This is a genomic window from Pseudomonas yamanorum (genome assembly GCF_900105735.1).
Taxonomy (GTDB): Bacteria; Pseudomonadota; Gammaproteobacteria; order Pseudomonadales; family Pseudomonadaceae; genus Aquipseudomonas; species Aquipseudomonas yamanorum.
The window spans coordinates 5002214-5019477 of the sequence record NZ_LT629793.1; the positions used below are offsets into that span (position 1 = coordinate 5002214).

16 protein-coding genes are annotated in these 17264 nt (G+C 59.9%); 4 read left to right on the forward strand and 12 right to left on the reverse strand.

Annotated features, from left to right (window positions below; translation table 11 throughout):
• Position 1 precedes the first annotated feature (1 nt).
• Entirely contained in the window at positions 2-1408 is a 1407-nt protein-coding gene (locus tag BLU46_RS23500; RefSeq protein ID WP_093206834.1) for an amino acid permease, read from the forward strand.
• A gap of 763 nt (positions 1409-2171) precedes the next feature.
• Here BLU46_RS23500 and BLU46_RS23505 read toward each other — a convergent pair.
• Positions 2172-3347 (reverse strand): integrase core domain-containing protein, encoded by a 1176-nt coding sequence (locus tag BLU46_RS23505; RefSeq protein ID WP_093206837.1) that lies wholly within the window; start codon positions 3345-3347, stop codon positions 2172-2174.
• Between the two features lie 414 nt (positions 3348-3761).
• Here BLU46_RS23505 and arfB point away from each other — a divergent pair, with 414 nt between their 5' ends.
• Positions 3762-4175, forward strand: a complete 414-nt coding sequence (arfB, locus tag BLU46_RS23510) for an alternative ribosome rescue aminoacyl-tRNA hydrolase ArfB (protein WP_093206840.1) — start codon at positions 3762-3764, stop codon at positions 4173-4175.
• On the opposite strand, the gene BLU46_RS23515 is transcribed toward arfB, so the two are convergent.
• Together BLU46_RS23515 and BLU46_RS33080 are read right to left on the reverse strand one after the other, a co-directional pair.
• Entirely contained in the window at positions 4172-5371 is a 1200-nt protein-coding gene (locus BLU46_RS23515; RefSeq protein ID WP_017475721.1) for an MFS transporter, read from the reverse strand. The two genes, arfB and BLU46_RS23515, sit on opposite strands and share 4 nt — an antisense overlap.
• 86 nt (positions 5372-5457) lie before the next feature.
• Positions 5458-5631, reverse strand: coding sequence for a hypothetical protein (locus BLU46_RS33080; RefSeq protein WP_010169883.1), 174 nt, complete (start codon positions 5629-5631; stop codon positions 5458-5460).
• Between the two features lie 564 nt (positions 5632-6195).
• Between BLU46_RS33080 and BLU46_RS23520 the strand changes: the two genes are divergently transcribed.
• Positions 6196-7470 carry an MFS transporter gene (locus BLU46_RS23520; RefSeq protein WP_063033910.1) on the forward strand — a complete coding sequence of 425 codons (1275 nt, stop codon included), beginning with the start codon at positions 6196-6198 and terminating at the stop codon, positions 7468-7470.
• Here BLU46_RS23520 and BLU46_RS23525 read toward each other — a convergent pair.
• Both BLU46_RS23525 and BLU46_RS23530 read right to left on the reverse strand, forming a co-directional pair.
• Positions 7467-8051 carry an HD domain-containing protein gene (locus tag BLU46_RS23525; RefSeq protein WP_063027683.1) on the reverse strand — a complete coding sequence of 195 codons (585 nt, stop codon included), beginning with the start codon at positions 8049-8051 and terminating at the stop codon, positions 7467-7469. The genes BLU46_RS23520 and BLU46_RS23525 overlap by 4 nt on opposite strands.
• Positions 8052-8084: 33 nt before the next feature.
• Positions 8085-8396 carry a DUF962 domain-containing protein gene (locus BLU46_RS23530; RefSeq protein WP_063027685.1) on the reverse strand — a complete coding sequence of 104 codons (312 nt, stop codon included), beginning with the start codon at positions 8394-8396 and terminating at the stop codon, positions 8085-8087.
• A 161-nt stretch (positions 8397-8557) separates the two neighbouring features.
• Here BLU46_RS23530 and BLU46_RS23535 point away from each other — a divergent pair, with 161 nt between their 5' ends.
• Positions 8558-9613 carry an AraC family transcriptional regulator gene (locus BLU46_RS23535; RefSeq protein WP_003212986.1) on the forward strand — a complete coding sequence of 352 codons (1056 nt, stop codon included), beginning with the start codon at positions 8558-8560 and terminating at the stop codon, positions 9611-9613.
• On the opposite strand, the gene BLU46_RS23540 is transcribed toward BLU46_RS23535, so the two are convergent.
• The 7 genes from BLU46_RS23540 to BLU46_RS23565 all read right to left on the reverse strand — a co-directional run bounded on the left by BLU46_RS23540 (position 9570) and on the right by BLU46_RS23565 (position 17169).
• On the reverse strand, positions 9570-11024 hold the full coding sequence (locus tag BLU46_RS23540; RefSeq protein ID WP_093206847.1) for a TrkH family potassium uptake protein: 1455 nt from the start codon (positions 11022-11024) through the stop codon (positions 9570-9572). The genes BLU46_RS23535 and BLU46_RS23540 overlap by 44 nt on opposite strands.
• A gap of 261 nt (positions 11025-11285) precedes the next feature.
• The gene (locus BLU46_RS23545; protein ID WP_063027687.1) at positions 11286-12623 is read right to left on the reverse strand and encodes an imelysin family protein; all 1338 of its coding nucleotides are present in this window, start codon (positions 12621-12623) and stop codon (positions 11286-11288) included.
• Between the two features lie 162 nt (positions 12624-12785).
• Positions 12786-14837 carry a putative bifunctional diguanylate cyclase/phosphodiesterase gene (locus BLU46_RS23550; protein WP_063027689.1) on the reverse strand — a complete coding sequence of 684 codons (2052 nt, stop codon included), beginning with the start codon at positions 14835-14837 and terminating at the stop codon, positions 12786-12788.
• A 220-nt stretch (positions 14838-15057) separates the two neighbouring features.
• Entirely contained in the window at positions 15058-15234 is a 177-nt protein-coding gene (locus BLU46_RS33085) for a hypothetical protein (RefSeq protein ID WP_167410150.1), read from the reverse strand.
• Between the two features lie 153 nt (positions 15235-15387).
• On the reverse strand, positions 15388-15984 hold the full coding sequence (locus BLU46_RS23555) for a superoxide dismutase (protein WP_003212997.1): 597 nt from the start codon (positions 15982-15984) through the stop codon (positions 15388-15390).
• A 175-nt stretch (positions 15985-16159) separates the two neighbouring features.
• On the reverse strand, positions 16160-16762 hold the full coding sequence (locus BLU46_RS23560; RefSeq protein ID WP_076015866.1) for a LysE/ArgO family amino acid transporter: 603 nt from the start codon (positions 16760-16762) through the stop codon (positions 16160-16162).
• Positions 16763-16767: 5 nt separating this feature from the next.
• On the reverse strand, positions 16768-17169 hold the full coding sequence (locus tag BLU46_RS23565) for an ACT domain-containing protein (RefSeq protein ID WP_093206850.1): 402 nt from the start codon (positions 17167-17169) through the stop codon (positions 16768-16770).
• Positions 17170-17264 lie beyond the last annotated feature (95 nt).

Below are 17264 nucleotides of genomic sequence, written 5' to 3' on the forward strand. Positions count from 1 at the left end.
CATGAGTGAAGCCAACTCGCATTCAGGCGAACTGAAGCGCGGCCTGAAAAATCGCCATATTCAACTGATCGCCCTCGGTGGCGCGATTGGCACCGGGTTGTTCCTGGGTTCGGCTGGCGTGCTGAAATCCGCCGGGCCGTCGATGATCCTCGGTTATGCCATCTGCGGCTTTATCGCCTTCATGATCATGCGCCAGCTGGGCGAGATGATCGTCGAAGAGCCGGTGGCCGGATCCTTCAGCCACTTTGCCCACAAATACTGGGGCGGTTTCGCCGGCTTCCTGTCGGGCTGGAACTGCTGGATCCTGTACATCCTGGTGGGCATGTCGGAGCTGACGGCCGTCGGCAAGTACGTGCACTACTGGTGGCCCGAGATCCCGACCTGGGTGTCGGCGGCGGCGTTTTTTGTGTTGATCAACGTGATCAATCTGTCCAACGTCAAAGTCTTTGGCGAGGCCGAGTTCTGGTTTGCGATCATCAAAGTGGTCGCCATTGTCGGCATGATCGCCCTGGGCAGTTACCTGCTGGTGAGCGGCACCGGCGGGCCGCAGGCTTCGGTGACCAACCTGTGGGAGCACGGTGGGTTCTTTCCCCATGGTGTGGGTGGTTTGGTGATGGCCATGGCGATCATCATGTTTTCGTTTGGTGGTCTGGAGATGCTCGGGTTTACCGCAGCCGAGGCGGACCAGCCGCGTACGGTGATTCCGAAGGCGATCAATCAGGTGATCTACCGGATTCTGATTTTCTACATCGGCGCGTTGGTGGTGCTGTTGTCGTTGACGCCTTGGGACAGTCTGCTGGAGACCCTGAATGCCTCCGGTGACGCCTATAGCGGCAGTCCGTTTGTGCAGGTGTTTTCGATGTTGGGCAGTAATACGGCGGCGCACATTCTCAACTTTGTGGTGCTGACGGCGGCGTTGTCGGTCTACAACAGCGGCACTTACTGCAATAGCCGGATGTTGTTGGGGATGGCCGAGCAGGGTGACGCGCCGCGTGCATTGGCGAAGATCGACAAGCGTGGGGTGCCGGTGCGGTCGATCCTCGCTTCGGCGGCGATCACGCTGGTGGCGGTGTTGATGAATTATCTGATTCCGCAGCATGCGCTGGAGTTGCTGATGTCGCTGGTGGTGGCGACCCTGGTGATTAACTGGGCGATGATCAGCTTTTCGCATTTCAAGTTTCGCCAGCACATGGATCGGACGGGGCAGGTGCCGTTGTTCAAGGCGCTTTGGTATCCGTATGGGAATTATGTTTGCCTGGCGTTTGTGGTGTTTATTCTTGGGGTGATGCTGCTGATTCCGGGGATTCAGGTGTCGGTGTATGCGATTCCGGTTTGGGTGGTGTTTATGTGGGTTTGCTACGGGATCAAGAACAGGCGCAAGGCTCGGGAGGGGGTGGTGTTGAGTTGATGGTGTACATATCCGTTTCTTCGGTAACGGCGACTTATGGTTCCGCTCTTACAGCGGGTCACTTTTGGCAAACGCCCCAAAAGTAACCAAAAGGTCTCTGCCCCACCACTCGGTGCCTCGCCTAGGCTCGGCATGCCCGCACTCCGGCCCGGCTCCGCGGGCCGCCGCGACGGGCCATCCATGGCCCGGCGCGGCTAAATCGGCATCCCTGCCGATTTACCCGCTCCACCGTGCCTACTTGCGGCCATCGTGGTTAACGGGGCCCGCAGATCAAAATCAAAAGCAGATCAAGAGCACAGCGGCCTACCGGCCGGCTTGAGTGTTAAAAGCAAAGGCAAAGACCAGAGCGAAAGCAAAGCTGCTTTTCTGTGGGAGCTGGCTTGCCTGCGATGCAGACAACTCGGTTTTTCAGGCACACCGAGGTGATGCCATCGCAGGCAAGCGGCTCCCACATTTGGACCGTGGCCGCTTTAGATTTTGATTTGGTTTTTGCTCTTCAACACTCAAGCCGGCCGGGAGGCCGCTGTGCTCTTGATGTTGATCTTGATTTTGATCTTAGGCGCCCCGTTAAACCACGCTGGCCGAACGCAGGCTTTGGAGCGTGGGTAACCTGGCAGGACGCCAGGTTAGCCGTCCTGGGCCAAGGATGGCCCATGACGGCGGCCCACGGTCCAAAGCCGGAGTGAGGGTACACCGAGCCTAGGCGAGGTGCCGAGTGGTGGGGCATGTACGGGACAACCACATGGGTTACAAAAAAGTGCCTTCACATAGGTGACACTTTGATTGAAACATAACCGTTTTTTGCATCCCTAGCGTTTACTCGGCCCAAGATCACCGGACCGAAGATCACATTCCATATGCCATCACTGATCATCTCCATTCCGATGGTTTGATGGCTCAGCAAATTACCAACATAAATCCTTAGACCTGCTCGATTGATGATCCCACTACTGTCTGCCAGGTAACACTCGACATGACTCGCATAGCCCATCTCCGGCAACCGCTCCGGATAGACTCGTGTTGAAGGCATGTAACACGAGGCTGGCGTTTTCTGCCCAAGAGCCTCGTGTCCACGCTCGTAATTATAGTGCTGCACGAAGCGATCAAAGTGACGCTGCTGAGCATCCCACGCAACCGCCGGTGGTTGGGGTAACGTACTTTTCAGCGTCCTGTGCATACGTTCGTGGCGCCCGTTCTGATCAGGGCGGCCCGGTTCAATTCGCTCAGGAATGATCCCAAGTCGTAGCCACCAGATCGATAGCTGCGACAGCCCGGCACGGCCCGTGCTGGCAAACGGCACACCGTTGTCGGTACGGATGCGCTCAGGCAGCCCATATTCGCGGAAAACCCGCTCGAAGGTTTGCTGGGTTTCCTTGAAATTGGTGCTGGCCATACTCTCGCAGGCCAGTAAAAAGCGACTCGCGTGATCCATTATCGTCAACGGATAACACCACACACCTGCCCCTGTCAGAAATTGCCCTTTGTAATCAGCGCTGAAAAGCTGGTTGGGGATTTCTGCCTTACGTAAAGGCTTGGGATAGACAGCTACACGCGGGCGCAATTGCCGAGGCGTGATCAAATCAGCGGCCTTGAGGATGTTGTAAATGGTGGTTTTTGAGGGTGGGTTCTGCCCAGGAAAACGCCGTATCAAGTCGTTCTGGATCTTCTTCGGGCCGGGAACCGTTTCTCCAGTCGAACGCAATTCAATAATTGCCTGCCGGACAGCAAAAGGGACCACATACGTCTGATTGTGGCGGCTGCGACTTCGCTCTTCGAGGCCTCTGGGCCCCTCCGCTTTGTAGCGCTCGACCCATTTATAGCCAGTCTTGCGACTGATTTGATGGTCCAGGCACAGCTGGCTAAAGCTGTGCTCGTCCTCCAAATAGTCGGCGATGAACTTCACTCTGAGGTCCATAGGTTTCAGCTCTTTCCAGGGCATGGTCAGATCCTCGCGAAATCGACCCTGCCAGTTAAAAAACTGTTACCTATGTGCGTGAACTAATTTGTAACCCATGTGGGTGAGTCATACCGGCAAGAGCGTTTTGCTTACTTTTGCGCTTTTCAAAAGTGAGCCGCTGTAAGAGCCAGCCCTTTCAAGGTCTTTGCCTCAATCGCGTCCTACGCCTATTCCGGGCTGAAATTAAGAAAAAACGAGTTGAATTTGGTTCAGTTAGCATCTCTTTTGGTCAAAAAATGATCATGTTTTGAGGCTTTTTCCAAAGACCTTGAAAGGGCTGGCTGTAAGAGCGGAACCAATAGCGGCCCTAGCCGCAGCAACGGATATACCCCCAGCCCCCAGCAGCCCACCACATTGGCGTATCCTTACCCCTCCACCCCAAGGCCCGATCAAAAAATGCTGGTGATATCCAACAACGTGCACCTCCCCGACGCCGAGATCGAGCTGACAGCCATCCGCGCCCAAGGCGCCGGCGGTCAAAACGTCAATAAAGTCTCCAGCGCCGTGCACCTGCGTTTCGACATCCCGGCCTCGTCCCTGCCTGACTTCTACAAGGAACGCCTGCTGGCCCTGCGCGACACCCGCATCACCAGCGACGGCGTGCTGATCCTCAAGGCCCAGCAATACCGCACCCAGGAACAAAACCGCGCCGACGCCCTCGAGCGCCTGGTCGAGCTGATCCTCAGCGCCACCAAGGTCGAAAAGAAACGCCGCCCCACCAAACCCACCCTGGGCTCAAAAAAGCGCCGCCTCGAATCCAAAACCAAACGCGGCAGCATCAAGGCCGGTCGCGGCAAGGTTGATTTCTAAGCCGCCTCCCGCTCCTCGCGGTACTTAGGCGCCTGCCGATACAAATACAGGCTCAACAGCAACCCGCCAAACGCCGCGATCGCCGCAAACAGAAAGATCGAGGCAAATCCGAACCCCGCCGCAATCGCCCCGGCCAACGGCCCGGTGATCCCCAACGACAAATCGATAAACAGCGAATACGCCCCCACCGCCGCGCCCCGGCTCGAGGCAGGCACCAGGTTGACCGCCTCCACACCCAAGGCCGGAAACACGAGGGAAAACCCGAACCCGCTCAACGCCGCACCCGCCAACGCCAAATGAGGATCCGGCGCCAGCCACAACAGCAGCAGGCCCAGGGTCTCTACCGACAGGCAGGCAATCGCCACGCGAAACCCGCCAATGCGGTTGATCAAATTACCGAACAACAACCGCGCCCCGATAAAGCTGGCACCGAACAGGCTCAGGCACAGCACCGCGTTGTCCCAGTGCTGGGTCGCGTAATACAGGGTGATGAAGGTCGCAATGGTGCCAAACCCGATCGAGCCCAGCGCCAGGCCGCAGCCGTGGGGCAGTACGCGCCCGAGCACATGCATGAACGGTAGGCGCTCGCCCACCACGATCGGCGCGGCGACTTTCGGCCAGGCCAGCAGCAGGCCCAATACCGCCAGCAGGATGATGCTGACGCCCATGCTCCACAGCCCGAAATGACTGACCAGCAACACCCCCAGCGGTGCGCCGATGGCTAGGGCGCCGTAGCTGGCGATGCCGTTCCAGGAGATGACCTTGGCGGTATTCGCCGCGCCCACCCGGCCGATGCCCCAGCCAATGGAGCCCGAGCCCACCAGGCTTTCAGCGCTGCCCAGTACCAGGCGGCCGATCAGCAGGCTGGTGAGGCTCAACGCCGGCAGGTGTGACAGCCACGCAGAAAGCAACATGAACACGCCGCTCAACCCGCAGCCCGCCAGGCCGTACATGACGGCGCGCTTGCTGCCGCGGTTATCGATGATGCGCCCGGCATAGGGCCGGCTCAGCAGGGTGGCCAGGTATTGCACGCTGATCACCAGGCCCGCGATCACGGCGCCAAAGCCCAGGTCGCTGTGCACGTAGCCGGGCAACACGGCCAGGGGAATGCCGATATTCAGGTAGCCGATGAATGTGAACAGAACGATGGAAACGACTTGCAGCGTGACCGCCATGGGGCGCTGGGTATCTGGCATGGGGAGAGGTCCACTGTCGCAGCAGGAAAAGATAGGCTGCTTATGATACCGATGCTGGGCGCGTGCGGGGGCAGCAAACCAAACTTTTAGCGATCGGCGGGGTTGAGCAGTTGCGTGGTTACCAACGCGGCGAGGGCGTTTTCCTGAGTGCCGAAGCGCTTGAGCAGGAGTGCCTGTTTTTCCGGGGTGAGGCGGTTCCATACGTCGACCATCTGCAGGGCAGTGTCGAGCAGGGCGGTATCGGGGGTGGTGTCGGTCATGGCGGGCTCACGGTGTTCAGGCGGTGTGGAAAGCACGCAATGTCACGCTTTCCACACGGTCTGGGTACGGCACTCAGTCTGCGCTTTTGCGGTCGACCGGTTTTGCCTCTTTTGGCTCGGGCTTGCTGGCACCGGCCTGTTGCGGGGTTGGCTGCTCAGTTTCGCGCAGGCTTGGGAAGGGGAGATTAGGGATTTCGTGCATCGTCGTCGCTCCTCGCAAGATCTGTTTTATCAATCGCAGGTGATTCCGCGCTTTCAAAAAGCTTGGGCAGGATACAGCACTGTAAATGACAGAAAGATTTTATCTCGAAAAATGAACACCTCTTCATCCCGCCGCGCAAGTGACGTGGCGCCACAGGCGGATTGGTTGTCATCGTACAACATCACCCGTAACGGATTGACATCGTGTTGCGGACTGAATATAACGCTAACAGTTGTATGACGACATATGACGTTACAGTTTTATAGCGCCCGTAATACGGGTGCGCTCGGTCGCAGAACGTAAGCCTCAAATCTAAAAATAATTAAGGTGAAGCGATGAAAATCAAAGGCATCCGTTGGTGGATGGTCGGGCTGATGACGGTCGGCCTGATTATTAACTACCTGGCCCGCAACACGCTGTCCGTCGCAGCCCCCACGCTGATGACCGACCTGAGTATCTCCACTGAGCAGTATTCCCACATCGTTGTTGCCTGGCAGGTATGCTACGCCTTGATGCAGCCGATCGCCGGTTATGTGATCGATGCGATTGGTACCAAGATGGGCTTTGCGATCTTCGCCATTTCCTGGTCGGTGGTGTGTGCCCTGGCGGCGTTTGCCACCGGTTGGCAGAGCCTGGCAGTGGCCCGTGGCGCCCTGGGGCTGACGGAGTCGGCGGGCTTCCCCGGCGGCGTCAAGGCGATTACCGAGTGGTTCCCGGCCAAGGAGCGTTCCGTCGCCATCGGCTGGTTCAACTTTGGTTCGTCGTTTGGTGCGCTGCTGGCGCCGCCACTGGTGGTCTGGGCGATTTTGCACAGTGGCTGGCAGTTGGCGTTCCTGATCGTCGGCGGTATCGGCCTGGTATGGAGCGGGCTTTGGCTGCTGCTGTACAAGCACCCGCGTGACCAGCGCCTGCTGGCTCAAGCCGAGCGTGAGTACATCGAAGCCGGCCAGGAAACCCACCTCAAGGAAGGTGTGCAGAAGAAAGCCAGCTGGAAGCGCATCCTCAAGAGCCGTAACTTTTTCGCCATCGCCTCGGCGCGGATGCTCTCGGAACCGGCCTGGCAGACCTTCAACGCCTGGATTCCGCTGTACCTGATGACCGAGCGGCACATGAACATCAAGGAAATGGCGCTGTTCGCCTGGCTGCCGTTTCTGGCCGCCGACATCGGCTGCGTACTGGGTGGCTACCTGAGCCCGCTGTTCCATCGCTACTTCAAGGTTTCGCTGTTCACTTCGCGCAAGCTGGTGATGCTGTTCGGTTGCCTGTGCATGATCGGCCCGGCGTGCATCGGCCTGGTGGACAGTGCCTACACCGCGATTGCCCTGCTGTGTGTCGGTGGTTTCGCGCACCAGACCTTGTCCGGCGCGCTGTTTTCCATTGCCTCGGACTCATTCGGCAAGAACGACGTGGCCACCGCCACCGGTGGCGGGCAGATGTGCGGGTTTATCGGGGCTGCGGCATTTACCGCCGTGTTCGGCGTGCTGGTGACCAAGGTCGGCTACAGCCCGCTATTTGTGGTGCTGGCGATTTTCGACATCATCGCGGCCATCATCATCCTGACTGTGGCCCGGGAGATTGTTAAAGGCCCGGAGCCGACCGTCCAGACGGGGCACGGCGGCAGGTTGTTGCCGGTTTAACCCTGGCGCTCCATCGCCGCCTTGTAGAGCGAGTGCTTCGGCTGGGCAAACACCCGCGCCAGCATCGGTTCGAAGAAGCTCAATGGCAGGGTGTCGTAGGCTGGATCGAACGCCGCCGCGTCGTATTGCGCGCAGAACTCGATGGTTTGCCGGTACTGCGGGTGGTCGCCAAATTGCTCGCGCAGGTGGCGGTCCATCCCCAGGTGATGGAAGAAGTAGTAACCCTGGAAAATCCCGTGCTTCTCCACCATCCACAGGTTCTCGGGGCTCACAAACGGCTTGAGGATCGCGGCGGCGATGTCCGGGTGGTTGTAGGAACCCAGGGTGTCGCCGATGTCGTGGAGCAGGGCGCAGACCACGTACTCTTCATCACGTCCGTCGTGCCAGGCGCGGCTGGCGGTTTGCAGCGAGTGAGTCAGGCGGTCCACCGGGAAGCCGCCGAAGTCGCCTTCCAGCAGTCGCAGGTGCGCCACGATTCGGGTTGGCAGTTGCCGGGCGTAGGCGCTGAAATCCTTGGCGATGATCGCCCAGTCTTCCTGGGTGCCATCCTGCATATGGGTGAAGCGGGCCTGCTGGTTCATCAAAGCCTCTCTTATTGTTTTTGAGGTGCAGGGCTAGAACGGCACCTTGCCCAGAATCATGTCGCGGTACATCACAAAATCCCCCAACAGGCTGTAAAGCGGGTGCTGGAAGGTCGCCGGGCGATTCTTTTCAAAGAAGAAGTGGCCGACCCAGGCAAAGCTGTAGCCCGCCACCGGCACCGCCAGCAGCAGCCACCAGGCGCCTTTGCCGATCGCGAACGCCAGAATGAAGATCACCAGACTGGTGCCGATAAAGTGCAGGCGACGGCAGGTGCTGTTGCCGTGTTCCCTCAAGTAATACGGGTAGAAATCAGCGAAGCTATTGAATTGTCTGACATTTTCCACAGTATCCGGCCCTCTGATTATTGTTCTGCCCGACAGATGTTCGGCGGGGAGCTTATTTGAGTCTAGAGTCATCAGTGGTAACAGCCAGTGACAATAGATGCCACTTTAGTATCCTTCGGATTCCTGGCTGTCGTTTCAGCCTTCCTTGTTAAGAAAACGCCATGAGCGAACGAACGACTTCTGCAAGCTGGGCGATGGGGATAGTCAAGGCGCTGGAGATGGACGGCCTGGATTGCCGTGCCTTGTTCAAGCAGCTTGGCCTGGATTACGCCGCGCTGAATGACCCGGATGCACGTTTCCCCCAGGACTCCATGACCCGGCTCTGGCAGCGTGCGGTCGAGCTGTCGGGCAACCCGGCGATCGGCTTGAACATGGGCAAGGTGGTGCGCCCTGCGTCGTTTCATGTGGCTGGCTACGCGTTGATGTCCAGTAACACCCTGGCCGAAGGTTTCATGCGCCTGGTGCGTTATCAGCGAATCATCGCTGAAAGTGCCGACTTGAGTTTCCGACTGTTACCCGAAGGTTATGCGTTGATTCTTACCGTGCACGGCGACCACCTGCCGCCCACCCGACAAAGCGCCGAAGCGTCCCTGGCCAGTGCCCTGGCGTTATGCGGCTGGCTGACCGGGCGCACTCTGCAACCGCGCAAGGTGCTCGTGCAGGGCGATCAACCGGCGGACCTGGCACCCTACAAACAAGCGTTCCATGCACCGTTGGTGTTCAACGCGCCCTATGACGCGCTGATCTTCGAGCGGGCGGATATGGAGGCGCCGTTGCCTACGGCGAACGAGGCGATGGCGTTGCTGCACGATCGTTTTGCCGGGGAATACCTGGCGCGGTTTTCCGAGAGCCGGGTGACCCACAAGGCGCGGCAGGTACTGTGTCGATTGCTGCCTCAAGGCGAGCCCAAGCGCGAGGTGGTCGCGCAAACGTTGCACCTGTCCCAGCGCACCTTGCAGCGTCGTTTGCAGGAGGAGGGCACCAGTTTCCAGACCTTGCTCGATGACACCCGCCGCGAACTGGCCGAGCAATACCTGGCGCAGCCGAGCATGACCCTGCTGGAAATTGCCTACCTGCTGGGGTTTGCCGACCCGAGCAACTTCTTCCGCGCGTTCCGCCGCTGGTTCGATGCCACGCCCGGCGAGTACCGGGCGCGGTTGCACGAGTTGCCTGTCAGTGACGCCAAAACGCCGGAATGCACAGCACAAACACCGTAATGATCTCCAGCCGGCCCAGCAGCATGCCGAACGACAGGATCCACTTGGCGGCATCCGGCAGGGTGGAGAAGTTGCCGGCCGGGCCGATGGTTTCCCCCAGGCCCGGGCCCACGCCGGACACGGTGCTGGCGGCGCCGGTCAGCGCGGTCATCCAGTCCAGGCCCAGAAGTGACAGGGCCAGGGCGATGGCGCAGATGGTGATGGCGAAGAAAAACGAAAAGGTCAGGATCGAACGCACGATTTCTTCATCGAGGCGATGGCCGTTGTACTTCTGCTTGATCACTGCCCTTGGGTGAATCAGCTGGTTCAAGTTGGCCTTGAGCAGGATGTAGGCCACCTGGAACCGGAAGATCTTGATCCCGCCGGCGGTGGAACCGGAGCAACCGCCCACAAAGCCCAGGTAGAAGAACAGCATCAGCGAGAAATTGCCCCAGATGCTGTAGTCCCCCAGGGCAAAACCGGTGGTGGTCACTACCGAAGTGACGTTCACCGCCACGTGGCGCAGCGCATCCAGCCAATGCAGGTCGGTGGTCCACCAATACCAGGTGCCGAGCACCAGCCAAGTCACCACCAGCAAACCGAGCATGCCCTGCACCTGCTGGTCCTTGATCAGCGCCCGGCGGTTGCCGCGCATCGTGGCCACATACAGGGTGAACGGCAGACTGCCGAGAATCATCACCACCACCGCCACCCAGTGCACCGCCGGCTGTTTCCAGTGGGCCAGGGATTCATCGGAGGTGGAGAACCCACCGGTGGAAATCGCCGACATCGCATGGTTGATCGCGTCGAACAGGCCCATGCCTGCCCACCAGAACGCCAGGCTGCCGAGGATGGTGATGCCCACGTACGCGGCAACGATCAGGCGCGCCACCATGTGCGAGCGGGGCATGACCTTTTCCGAGCGGTCGGAAGATTCGGTCTGGAACAGACGCATGCCACCGATGCGCAGCAGCGGCAGGATCGCCACCGCCATGCCGATAAAGCCGATGCCGCCGAGCCAGTGCAACAGCGAGCGCCAGATGAGGATGCCCGGGGACATGGTGTCCAGGCCGCTGAGCACCGTGGAACCGGTGGCGGTGATGCCGGACATGCTTTCGAAGAACGAGTCGGTGTAGCTGATGTGCTGTGTCAGCAGGAACGGCAGTGCGGCGAAGATGCACACCACCAGCCAGCTGGAGACGGTCAGCAGGTACATGTCCCGGGGGCGCAGGTGCACGTGCTCCGGGCGGCCGGGGATCACCAGCGCCAGGCCGGCGATGAAGGTAATCAGGCTGGCCCAGAGGAACGATGGCAGGTCGCTGGTGCGTTCGAAGAAGACCAGGGTCGCCATGGGGATGACCATGGCGATCGCCAGGGTGATCAGGAAGATGCCGATTATGAAACCGATTATCCGTAAGGTCGGCAACGCCATGAGGTCCGCTCGGTGTGACAGGAAAGGCGCCATTCTACCTGCGGTGCAGGGCAAGTAAACCGGGGGCTGGAAGGCGACGCCGGGCAAATGTGGGAGCGGGCTTGCTCGCGAAAGCGGTGTGCCAGTCAACGGATGCATTGGCTGACCCACCGCTTTCGCGAGCAAGCCCGCTCCCACAGGGGGGTTGCGGTGGTTAATGGACCTTGAAGGGCAGGCACAAAAAAGGCGACCCGAAGGTCGCCTCATTCAACGCGGCACGGATCAGAATTCGTGATCAGCGTTATCCGGGTTCAAGTCACTGATGCCCAGCTTGCCAGCGGCCTGTTCGATCGAACCGGTCTGCTTGACCAGCGCGGCGATGGCATCACGCACGATCTGGTTGCCTTTATCGTTACCGGCCGCGATCAACTGGTCGTAGTGTTCGCCGTTGTTGGCGTGATCCACCATCACCTGGATCTTCGCTTCGGTCGACGCCAGGTCGGCTTTCAGTGTCGCATCGGCGGTTGGATCAGCCTTGGCCACCAGGGACGACAGGCTTGGACCGGTCATTTTGGTACCGTCGGTGCGGGTGTACTCGCCCAGGTAAACGTTACGAATGCCTTTGGCGTCATAGAAGTGCGAGTTGTGGGTGTTGTCGCTGAAGCAATCCTGTTCGTCTTCCGGCGAGTTGGCTTCCAGGGAAACCTTCATGCGCTCACCGGCCAGTTCGCCCAGGGACAGGCTACCCATACCGAACAGCATTTTGCGCAAGCCATCGGTCGGCGCTTCGGCTTCCAGGGTGGCGCGGTAGTTGTCTTCGACGTTGGGTTTCCAGTTGCCGACCATTTCTTCCAGGTCGCTGACCAACAGTTGAGTCACGGCGCGCAGGTAGGTGCGGCGGCGCTCGTTGTGGCCGCCAGTAGCGCCATCACCGGTCATGTAGTCTGACGCTGGACGATTGCCGGCGCCCGGGCCGGTGCCGTTCAGGTCCTGGCCCCAGAGCAGGAATTCAATCGCGTGGTAACCGGTGGCCACGTTGGCCTCGGAACCGCCCAGCTCGTTCAGGCTGGCGAGTTTTTCCGGGGTGATGTCTTTCACATCGACCTTGTCTTCGCCGACCTGGATTTCGTTGTTGGCAATGATGTTGGCGGTTGCGCCAGGGTTGCCCAGGGCGTGTTCGTAGGTTTTGTCGACGTAGTCGATCAGACCTTCGTCCAGGGGCCAGGCGTTCACTTGGCCTTCCCAGTCGTCAATGATGGTGTTGCCGAAGCGGAACACTTCACTCTGCAGGTACGGCACGCGCGCGGCGATCCAGGCGGTACGGGCCGCTTTCAGGGTGTCGTCGTTCGGGTTGGCGAGGAAGGTGTCGATCGCGGTTTGCAGGGTCTTCGCAGTGGACTCGGCATCGCTGTATACGGCGAAGACCATGTCAGCGTAATGCGCGACCACGGCCTTGGCAGCGGCCTCGTCGACCTGGCCTGCCGGGGCAGCCGCAGGGGCTGGAGTGCTGGCGGCGGCCGGGGCTTGAGGCGCGGCGGCCTTGTCTTTGCCTTCACCGCAACCGGCAAGAGAAATGGCAATGGCGAGAAGGCTGGCGGTGGCCAGGGGCATACGAATCATGGCGAACATCCTGCTTCGGTTGATGATGGGGCACGCGGGGGGCGCGCAAAACTGCGACATAATGCGAAAGATTTGCATTTTGTGTAAAGGGTTATAACTAGGAAATATTTAGTATCGATTTGCTGGCCATCGGCGCGTGCGGCACCGCTGGCCAGCATTGCTTCAGAGAATGGCGGCGTTATTGCGTTGGGCCTGTTTCAAGTAGGCCGCCAACTCCCGTGCCGGCAGGGGTTTGCTGTAGTGGTAGCCCTGACCTTCGTGGCAACCCTCGGAGATGATGTAGGCCTCCTGTTCGGCGGTCTCCACACCTTCGGCGATCACCTGCATGCCGAGGCTTTTGCCGAGCTGGATGATCGCCCGCACGATGGTCGCGTCGTCGTCGTCATCCAGCAGGTCCTGGACGAAGCTCTTGTCGATCTTGATCTTGTCCAGCGGCAGGCTTTTCAGATAGCTCAGGGACGAATAGCCGGTGCCGAAGTCATCAATTGCAATCAACGCCCCGGAGCGGCGCAGGCTCAGCAGGTGCTGGGCGGCGGTGCTGATGTCTTCCATCAGGCCGGTCTCGGTAACTTCCAGCTCCAGGCTACGGGGCGGCAGGCGGTAGATTTGCAGCAGGTTGTTGACCACCCGTGGCAGCTCGGCGTGGTGCAACTGTACGGTGGACAGGTTGACCGCCATGCGCAGCTCGGTGAAGCCTATGTCATGCCATTCCCGAAGTTGCCGGCAGGCCTGGTCCAGCACCCATTCGCCGATGGCAATGATGGTGCCGTTCTGTTCGGCCAGGGGGATAAACAGGTCAGGCGGCACCAGGCCATGTTCCGGGTGCTGCCAGCGAATCAAGGCTTCGACACCCACCACGCGGTGGTCGAGATAGCTGATCTGCGGCTGGTACACCAGGTGGAACTGCTCGCGGCTCAAGGCGTCGCGCAAATCCTTTTCCAGCTCGCGGCGGCGGCGCATTTCGCTGTCGACGCTGGCGATATAGAACTGGTAGCGGTTGCGCGAACGGCTCTTGGCCAGGGTCATGGTCTGTTCGGCTTTTTGCAGCAGCTTCTCGGTGCTGTCGCCGTCTTCCGGGAACAGGGTGATGCCGATGGTGGCACGCAGGCGGATCTGTTCGTGGTCGAGGGCGAATTCGGCCTCCAGGTCATCGAGGATGCTTTGCGCCAGCTCGGCGGCTTCGTAGGGTTGCTCGATATCGGCCTGCACCAGGGCGAACTGGTCGCCACCCAGGCGGGCGAGGGCGCCGAGGCGGCCGCTGTGGGCGCGCAGGCGGTCGGCCAGGGCCAGCAGCAATTGGTCGCCGGCCTGGTAGGTGAACTGCTCGTTGACGCTTTTGAAGTCATCCAGCCCCACACACAGCACTGCGACACGGCGCTGCCGGCGGCCGGCGTCGGTCAGGATCTTGTCCAGTTGCTCCTGCAACTTCTGGCGGTTCGGCAGGCCGGTGAGAAAGTCGTACTGGGCCATGCGCAGCAGGCTGTTCTCCGCCTCGTGGCGCAAGTGGGTGTTGCGCTCGATGGATTCGAGCAACTGGTTGGCGGTGCTGATCCAGATCCCCAGCTCGTTTTTCTCGTGGCCCTTGAGCTGCGGAATCTTGTGCTCGCTGGGGCGATCGGGGTTGATCGAACTCAGGTGCTCGATGACGCGGGACAGCGGCTTGGTCAGCAGCCAGTGATAGACCAGGTACAACACCAGGCCCATGGCCAGGGCCCGCAGCACCCCGGAGATGAAAATGATCACCGAACTGACGAGAAACCCTTTGCCATAGGTGGCGGTGTCGAGGGTGATGCTCAGGTCGCCGTAGTACTCGCTATAAGGCCCGCGCCCCACCAGTGGCGTGGTGAACGTGCGCTCCTGGCCCAGAATCAGGTCGGTCAGCCAGCGGGTTGGGGATTGTTGCAGGTCGCGGGTTTTTTCCGCGAGCATGGTTTCGTTGGGGTGGCCGATGGAGGCCATGCGCACGGCATCGTCCTGGAACAGACCTTCGATGACCTGCATCCCCATCTCCCGGTCCAGGCTGTAGACGGCCTGGGTCGACGGGTCGCGAAACATGTCGAGGATGCGCTGGGCATCACCGGCCACGGCCTGGCGCGTCTTATAGGCATCAAAGACGATCTGCGCCGCGCTCAGCACCACGCCCACTGCCAATGCCGAAAGCAGCACCACCCGTAGCAACTTCACCGACAAGCTGTTTTTGAGTTCCAGCTTCAAAGGGGTATTCCTTGTTCCATGCGGGTAGCCTCAATATGCCATGAGTATTGGCAATCCCGTGAAGGCAGTCAAAGGAACATTGGGCCCGAAGAACGTGAATACTAACAAGTGAAGGCCGGGAAGGAGGAAGGCGGATCCTGTCCGCCGTCCTCTTGTACCGCGCGGGGGAGCGAAGGCAAATGCCTTTTTGAGAGCTCGCGAGAGATTGTCGAGAGTTTTATCAGCTGAAAGTAATCTGCGCGGATGATTGCTGGTGGACATCTTCGCCGATTTTTCCCTGCCCGTTATCGGCACCCTGATTTTGTGAATCCAGGAGCTTCCCCAGCAAATCCATGCCTTTTTCTGCCAGCGGCATGAGTGATGACACGGCAGACATTCCCATCGTTAACGGATCCATTGCGCACTCTCCTACTAGAAATGAGAGAGTTATTTCTCTCACTTGGTGGGTGGCCAGTTCATCTCCTTGGGTTCCACGGGGCCTGCATTACGCTTTTGCATCAGCCACAAAAAAGCCCGGCAATTGCCGGGCTTTTTCTACTGCAAGCGTTGCTTAAGCGGTGAAGGTTTTGCCTTCGAACTGCTCAGCCACGAACTTCCAGTTGACCAGGTTCCAGAACGCTTCCACATACTTTGGACGCACGTTGCGGTAGTCGATGTAGTAAGCGTGTTCCCAGACATCGCAGGTCAGCAGCGGGGTGTCGCCGCTGGTCAGCGGGTTGCCGGCGCCGATGGTGCTGGCCAGGGCCAGGGAACCGTCAGCCTTTTTCACCAGCCAGCCCCAACCGGAACCGAAGGTACCGACGGAAGTCTTGGTGAACTCTTCCTTGAACTTGTCGAACGAACCGAACGCAGCGTTGATGGCTTCAGCCAGCGCGCCGGTAGGTTGGCCGCCGGCGTTTGGCGCCAGGCAGTTCCAGTAGAACGTGTGGTTCCAGACCTGAGCGGCGTTGTTGAAGATGCCGCCCGAAGAAGACTTGACGATTTCTTCCAGGGTCTTGCCTTCGAACTCGGTGCCGGGCACCAGGTTGTTCAGGTTCACGACATAGGTGTTGTGGTGCTTGTCGTGGTGATATTCCAAGGTTTCCTTGGAAATGTGCGGCTGCAGGGCATCGTGTGCGTAGGGCAGCGGCGGCAATTCGAAAGCCATGATGATTCTCCTAATCAGGTCAGTTGCGGTGAGCGCAAGGCCGATCACGGGCGGCCAAACAAGCGCCGGGGAGTTTGTACTCTTTGCGGCGCAGGGGCTGGATCATAGCACCGGGGGTGCGGCAAAACCACGCAACAACTGTGTGGGATAGAGGTTCCAGAGCGTTTTGGAATATCTACGCGGCGCTGATTAATTGATAGGCCACGCTGAACATCATGGCCGCCACCAGCAGGTCCAGAATTCGCCAGGTGGCAGGGCGCGCCAGCCACGGTGCCAGCCATGCGGCGCCCAGGGCCAGGGTCATGAACCACAGGAATGAAGCGCTGGCGGCACCGGCCACGTAGGCGCCCGGCTCGGTCTGCTGGGCGCCGAGGGAGCCGATCAACAGAACGGTGTCCAGATACACGTGGGGATTGAGCAACGTCACCGCCAGGGCGCTGAGCATCACCGCCTTCAGCGAGCGTACCTTGAGGTTCTCGCCCTGGCCCAGGCTCTGCTTCGAGCAGGCCCGGCGCAGGGCAAGGGTGCCGTACCACAACAGGAACGCCGCGCCGCCCCAACGGGCAACTGCCAGCAATATCGGGTTATGCGCCAGCACGGTCGCCAGGCCGAACACGCCGGCGGCCACCAGGATTGCGTCACAGACCACACACAATGCCGCCACGGGCAGGTGATGTTCGCGCCGCAGGCTCTGCGCCAGCACAAACGCGTTCTGGGTGCCGATCGCCATGATCAAACCAAAGGCTACCAACAGGCCATTCGTATAGCTCTGCCACATAGGATTTACTCCGCGTCCGCTGCCAATTGCTTTAACACCTTCATCGCGCGCTCGGCATCGGCGCGGCCAACGAACAAGTGATCGTGGTAGTAGCCGGCAATCACGTTGCAACTGATCCCGGCCTTGCCCAGGGCGGTGGCGAAGGCCGCGGTCAGGCCGACGGCTTCCAGGGCCGAATGCACGTTGAGGGTGATCCACGCCGCTACGTATTCGAAAGCCAGTCCGGCCCGTTCGGCCTGCTGGCGCTCGACGATCAGCGTCAGACCTTCCTGCTCGCGGAAGCTGCCGATCACTTCGCAACCCTCGGGGATGCGGCCGTCGGCCAGGGTACAGAACACGTAGTCACCGTCATTAAGCTGTGGGCTCATGCTGCGCAGCAGGGTTGCCAGGGCGGTTTCGCCAGCCATGTGGAAGGTCCTTGAATAAAAAGAAGCGATGCTGGCTATTCTCCCGTCCAAGGCTGTATAAGAAAAACCAATATTGCTGATCGCTCATTAGGAAA